Below are 4,761 nucleotides of genomic sequence, written 5' to 3' on the forward strand. Positions count from 1 at the left end.
TTCCTCGCTGAGTTCGATGACGTACGGGCTTCTTCTGGACATGGCACCTCCTCTCCTCACGGAGATGGTACCATGTCCGAGAGCCACGGCTTACGCGCTAATACTTAGGAATCCGAGAACTAGAAAGCCACGAGGGGGCGAGCAAGCTGATCGTATTACGCTGCACCCGCAAGCTGCTCGACCGGGTCGGCCCAGCGGTCGAGTCCTCGCCCGCGTCGTCATCGGTCCTGGGCGACTGGTACGCCAAGCCGTTCCAGATTGGCCCGAAGCGTCTCATCCTGTTGATGAGTGGCGGGTCACGGCTGCCGGTGGTGATCCACGGCCGCGATGTCGCCAATCTCGGCCACAACTTCCCTGATGCGCTCGGAGCCGTCCTGTCCGCCCTGGCAGTGCCGGAGAGCGTGGTCGCCGCAGAAGTGGAGCGGTCACGGGAGTTCGTCTATGCGGCCACCGACAGCCGTTCCATGCTCGGCTCCCTCAACGATTTCGCGCTCATGGCGCAGCATCGGTCGCGCGATTCCGGGGAAATCGACGTCGTCGGCCTCTCGGTCGAACTGAGCGGCACCCCGATCATCGCGATGAACTTCGGCTTCCCGCGAGACGTGACACTCGATCTGCTGGCCGCGTCGGGGTGATTCGTGCTTTCTAACCCGGGCGTCAACCTGACAACGCCGTGTGAGCTACACTCGGGCAGGGAGCAGGCGTAAGCGTTGCAGGTTACGCCCAAGAACGTAGACAAGACCCTCGGTCAGCGCACACACATCGCGAACGATGGGAGCATCATGATTGCCCCCGACGTCAACACATGGATCGGCGAGGTGAAGGCACGGCCCGATTCCGAGGCGGTCGGCATGATGCTCGCCCATAGAGGCGTTGTGCGCGGATGCTCGCGCTCTGGCGAGCCCGTGGGTGCCATGATTCTCACCGTCGACAGAAGCCGGCTTGATGAGGTCCTCGCTGAAGCCCGGACCTGGGAGGGCGTCTTCGCGGTCTACGGGTGGGTGAACGAAGGACTCCTCGCGATAGGCGACGACATCATGTCCATCCTCGTGGCCGGGGACATCCGGGAGAACGTCTTCAGCGCTCTTCAGCGCCTGGTGGCCCTCATCAAGACAGAGGTCGTCTCCGAGTCAGAGACGCCCTGAGTCCACGGGGCACTCGCCTGACCCTCCATCGTGCTTCTGAGGCCGCGTTCACCACGCGACTTGACTGTTAGCTGTTTCCTACATATAGTGTAGGCGACATCTACATGCTGGGAGCACGACTAGGAGGCCTTCATGGGCCAAGGACCCGGACCTGCGGGCCAGCGCGGGCACGGCATCATGCACGGTGGTGATCGTCCCTGCTGCCGACGAGCAGGAGGCGGGGGTGGTGGCGCGCTCGTCGAGCCGGCCGCGCTCGCCGCGCTGCTGAACAAGGGCGCACACGGCTATGACCTGCGTCGTGAGATCAGCGAGATGACGAACGGCGAGCTTGAGGTTGACGCGGGAGGTCTCTATCGCGTGCTGAGACGTTTGGAGGACGACGGGTTCGTCAGCTCGGCTTGGGTGGAAGGCGAGTCCGGCCCACAGCGCAGGGACTACGTGTTGACAGTGGAAGGTAGGGAGCTGGCCGAGGACTGGCTCGCGCACCTGCGTGAGCGGCAGCGCATGGCGGGTCTGCTCGCGGATGTCATCTCGTCGGCGCTCAACGTCAATCAAGAGAAGCTATGAGGTCAGAAGGAGGAGGAGGAAGATGCCTGGTTTCAGTGGAACGGGTCCGAGAGGCGAAGGACCGATGACCGGAGGCGGTCGCGGGATGTGTGCTACCGATGAGCGGGGTTTGATCGGGCGTTTCGTCCCCGGTGGAATGGGGTTTGGTCGCGGGTACGGACATGGCCTGCGCGCAGCCGCGCGCGACCGAGGCCGCGGTATGGGCCTGGGATTGCGGTACGGGGGTCGCAGATGAAGGTGGCCGTCTCCGCACTCGGGCCATCGCTCGATGACCGCGTGGACGAACGTTTCGGCCGGGCCGCTTACCTGATCATCGTCGATGACGCCACGCTCGCGAACGAAGTGATTGACAACAGCGCCAATCGTGACGCCCTGCAGGGCGCAGGACTCGGGGCAGCTGAAGTCGTGAGCGAACACGGGGCGGCAGCGGTGATTACGGGCCACCTCGGTCCCAAGGCGTTCAACGCGCTGCGGCTCGCTGGGGTGACGGGCTACAACGGTACGAGCATGACCGTGCGAAGTGCGATCGAGGAGTTCAAGTCGGGTAGATTGGCTCGCCTCACTGAGGGCGAGGCCCAAGCCGGTATGTCCTGATCAAGACAGCACGACGATAGGAGGCACGGATGTCTGAACGCATGGTGCTCGCGGTTCCGTCCCTGGGCGAGGGCGGTCTCGATGGTGAACGCTCCGGCCACTTCGGCCACTGCGACTGCTTCACGCTCGTCGACATAGTCGACGGCGAGATCACCGAGGTGCGCATCGTCGAGAACCCACCGCATGAAGAGGGCGGGTGTCTGCGGCCGGTGAACCTGCTCGCATCACATGGCGTGAGCGCCCTGATCGCCGCGGGCATGGGCGCGCGTCCCCTCGCGGGATTCAACGACGTCGGCATCGCCGTCTACTTCGAGAGCGAGACTCCCGGCATCGGGGACGCCATGAAACTCGTGCTCGCGGGCACGGTTGAGACCATGGATGCCCGGCACGTCTGCGGCGGCCACTAGGCGTGTGCGCTGACTCAAGTGAGGGGGCGCCATCGCCCTTCGTGCTTGCGGTCGCCTCCTGCAAGGGTGGTACGGGCAAGACGCTCGTGGCCACGAACATGAGCGTTCTCGCCTCGGCGCACTTGGCACGGGTCGTACTCGTAGACTGCGACGTTGAGGCTCCGAACGACCATTTGTTCTTGTCTTCGGCCGAGGTGTCGGCCACGCCCGTAGAGGTGCTGGTGGCCCAAGTCGACACATCACGGTGTACGGCCTGCGGTCGATGCCGAGACGCCTGTGCCTATGGCGCCGTGCGCCTGCTGGGAGGCTCCGCGATTGTCTTCGAGGAGCTGTGTCACGGATGCGGAGTCTGCTCGGACGTTTGCCCGCAGGATGCTGTTCGTGAGGCGCCATGCCGCGTGGGTGAGGTCGTGGTCGGACCTGTCATAGGACGGGATCGCTTGGTGCTGGTGACCGGCAGGCTCGACGTCGGCCAGGTGAAATCGCCCTCAGTGATCCGGTCGGCCCGTTCCGCTGCCCGAGCTATTGCGGCCGACTTGGTCGTGCTCGACGCTCCACCCGGCGTCGCGTGCTCGGCAGTTGCAGCGGTACGTGGAGCTGACGCCCTCCTGCTGGTCGCGGAGCCGACGCCGTTCGGGCTGCACGACCTCGAGTTAAGCCTACGGCTCGGCCGTGAGCTTCGGCTGCCAATGGGGATCCTCGTCAATCGGGATGTGGGAGCCGGCGACGAGATCGAGTACCTGTGCAGAGCGTGGGATGTGCCGATCCTCGCACGTATCCCGTTCGATCGACAGGTGGCCGAGACCTACGCTCGAGGAGAGCTCATCATCGACACTCTGCCTACAGTGAGCCAAATCCTGGCCGCGCTTCCTGAAGCGATGCGAGCCCTAGCCCCACACGAGGTCGTTGTGCGATGAAGAGCATCGTGGTTGCGTCCGGCAAGGGCGGCACAGGCAAGACGACTATGACTGCCGTGTTCGCCCACGTCGCTTCTCGGCGACTCGCAGTCGCAGTGGCGGATGGGGATGTTGAGGCATCGAACCTCCCGCTGGCGCTGCGCGCGAAGGACGTGTCGTGCACGGCTTTTCCTGGTGGCGCAAGGGTAGTGATCGATGCCGACGTCTGCGTCGCCTGTGGCCTGTGTGTGCAGACCTGCCGTTTCGACGCCATCACCGAGGGGATCTCTGGCGCGTTTGTCGTTGACCCGTTCGCTTGCGAAGGATGTGGACGTTGCGCCATCGTTTGCGGCAGTGGCGCGGTGGTGATGAAGCCATCTACCGCGGGTGAGGCGTGTGTGGGCGAAAGCGCCGTCGGCCCGATCGCCTTCGGGCAACTGGGACCTGGCGAGAACTTGTCGGGCAAGCTCGTCACGGAGGTTCGCCGCCTCGGCTTTCAAGCTGCCGAACGGCATCGCGCCGACGTGCTCTTGATCGACGGGCCGCCGGGTATCGGGTGCCCGTTGACCGCGGCGATCGCGAGCACGGACATGGTCGTCGCGGTTGCCGAACCGACCGTATCGGGAGCCCATGACCTCGATCGCCTCGCCGATGTTGCCGCGCGGCTCGGACTCGCCGTGCGCGTCGTGTTGAACAAGGCCGATCTCTCTGCTGACGGAGCGTCGAGGATCCGCGAGCTGTGCGACTCGAGGGATTTGCCGCTTGTCGCAGAAGTGCCGTTCGACGCCACCTTGGCTGATGCGGTCAGGGCATTCGCTGCGGGAGCGGGTAGTTTGGTGACTGACAGCTCTCCCGGTTTGCGAGCAGTAGTTGGGGCCTGGCGAGCAGTGGAGAGCGAAGTGGGCCTGTAACACGGCGCGCAGGCGAGGACGGCGGCAGAGGGCATTGTCGAACCACCGCATGGAGCAGACAGGCCGCCCGCAAGGTATCCTCGGGTAGGAGCCGTGGGCTGCGGCCTGCAGCTCATGCGGATCACGTTGATATGAGATGGCCAGTCAACCTCGTGGGTCTCAGGGTGGTCTTCGCCCTTGAGTAGATGCAAGCGGGCGGGCACATGGAATCGGCGATCGACCATGCTGATATCCGGGGATT

The 4,761-nt window shown here is 64.5% G+C and carries 7 protein-coding genes; all 7 read left to right on the forward strand.

Annotation, left to right across the window (positions count from 1 at the left end; translation table 11 throughout):
- The first annotated feature begins 284 nt into the window (after nt 1-284).
- Entirely contained in the window at nt 285-635 is a 351-nt protein-coding gene (locus tag Q8K99_14585; GenBank protein MDP2183775.1) for a hypothetical protein, read from the forward strand.
- Nucleotides 636-710: 75 nt separating this feature from the next.
- A complete protein-coding gene (locus Q8K99_14590; protein ID MDP2183776.1) occupies nt 711-1,145 on the forward strand; it encodes a molybdenum cofactor biosynthesis protein MoaE in 435 nt (144 codons plus the stop codon).
- A gap of 132 nt (nt 1,146-1,277) precedes the next feature.
- The gene (locus Q8K99_14595) at nt 1,278-1,712 is read left to right on the forward strand and encodes a PadR family transcriptional regulator (protein ID MDP2183777.1); all 435 of its coding nucleotides are present in this window, start codon (nt 1,278-1,280) and stop codon (nt 1,710-1,712) included.
- A gap of 231 nt (nt 1,713-1,943) precedes the next feature.
- On the forward strand, nt 1,944-2,306 hold the full coding sequence (locus Q8K99_14600; GenBank protein MDP2183778.1) for a NifB/NifX family molybdenum-iron cluster-binding protein: 363 nt from the start codon (nt 1,944-1,946) through the stop codon (nt 2,304-2,306).
- 29 nt (nt 2,307-2,335) lie between these two features.
- Nucleotides 2,336-2,713 carry a NifB/NifX family molybdenum-iron cluster-binding protein gene (locus Q8K99_14605; protein MDP2183779.1) on the forward strand — a complete coding sequence of 126 codons (378 nt, stop codon included), beginning with the start codon at nt 2,336-2,338 and terminating at the stop codon, nt 2,711-2,713.
- Nucleotides 2,714-2,754: 41 nt separating this feature from the next.
- The gene (locus tag Q8K99_14610; GenBank protein ID MDP2183780.1) at nt 2,755-3,630 is read left to right on the forward strand and encodes an ATP-binding protein; all 876 of its coding nucleotides are present in this window, start codon (nt 2,755-2,757) and stop codon (nt 3,628-3,630) included.
- Nucleotides 3,627-4,520 carry an ATP-binding protein gene (locus Q8K99_14615; GenBank protein MDP2183781.1) on the forward strand — a complete coding sequence of 298 codons (894 nt, stop codon included), beginning with the start codon at nt 3,627-3,629 and terminating at the stop codon, nt 4,518-4,520. Before Q8K99_14610 ends, Q8K99_14615 begins: the two co-directional genes overlap by 4 nt.
- Nucleotides 4,521-4,761 lie beyond the last annotated feature (241 nt).

The organism is Actinomycetota bacterium (assembly GCA_030682655.1).
Lineage (GTDB): Bacteria > Actinomycetota > Coriobacteriia > Anaerosomatales > JAUXNU01 > JAUXNU01.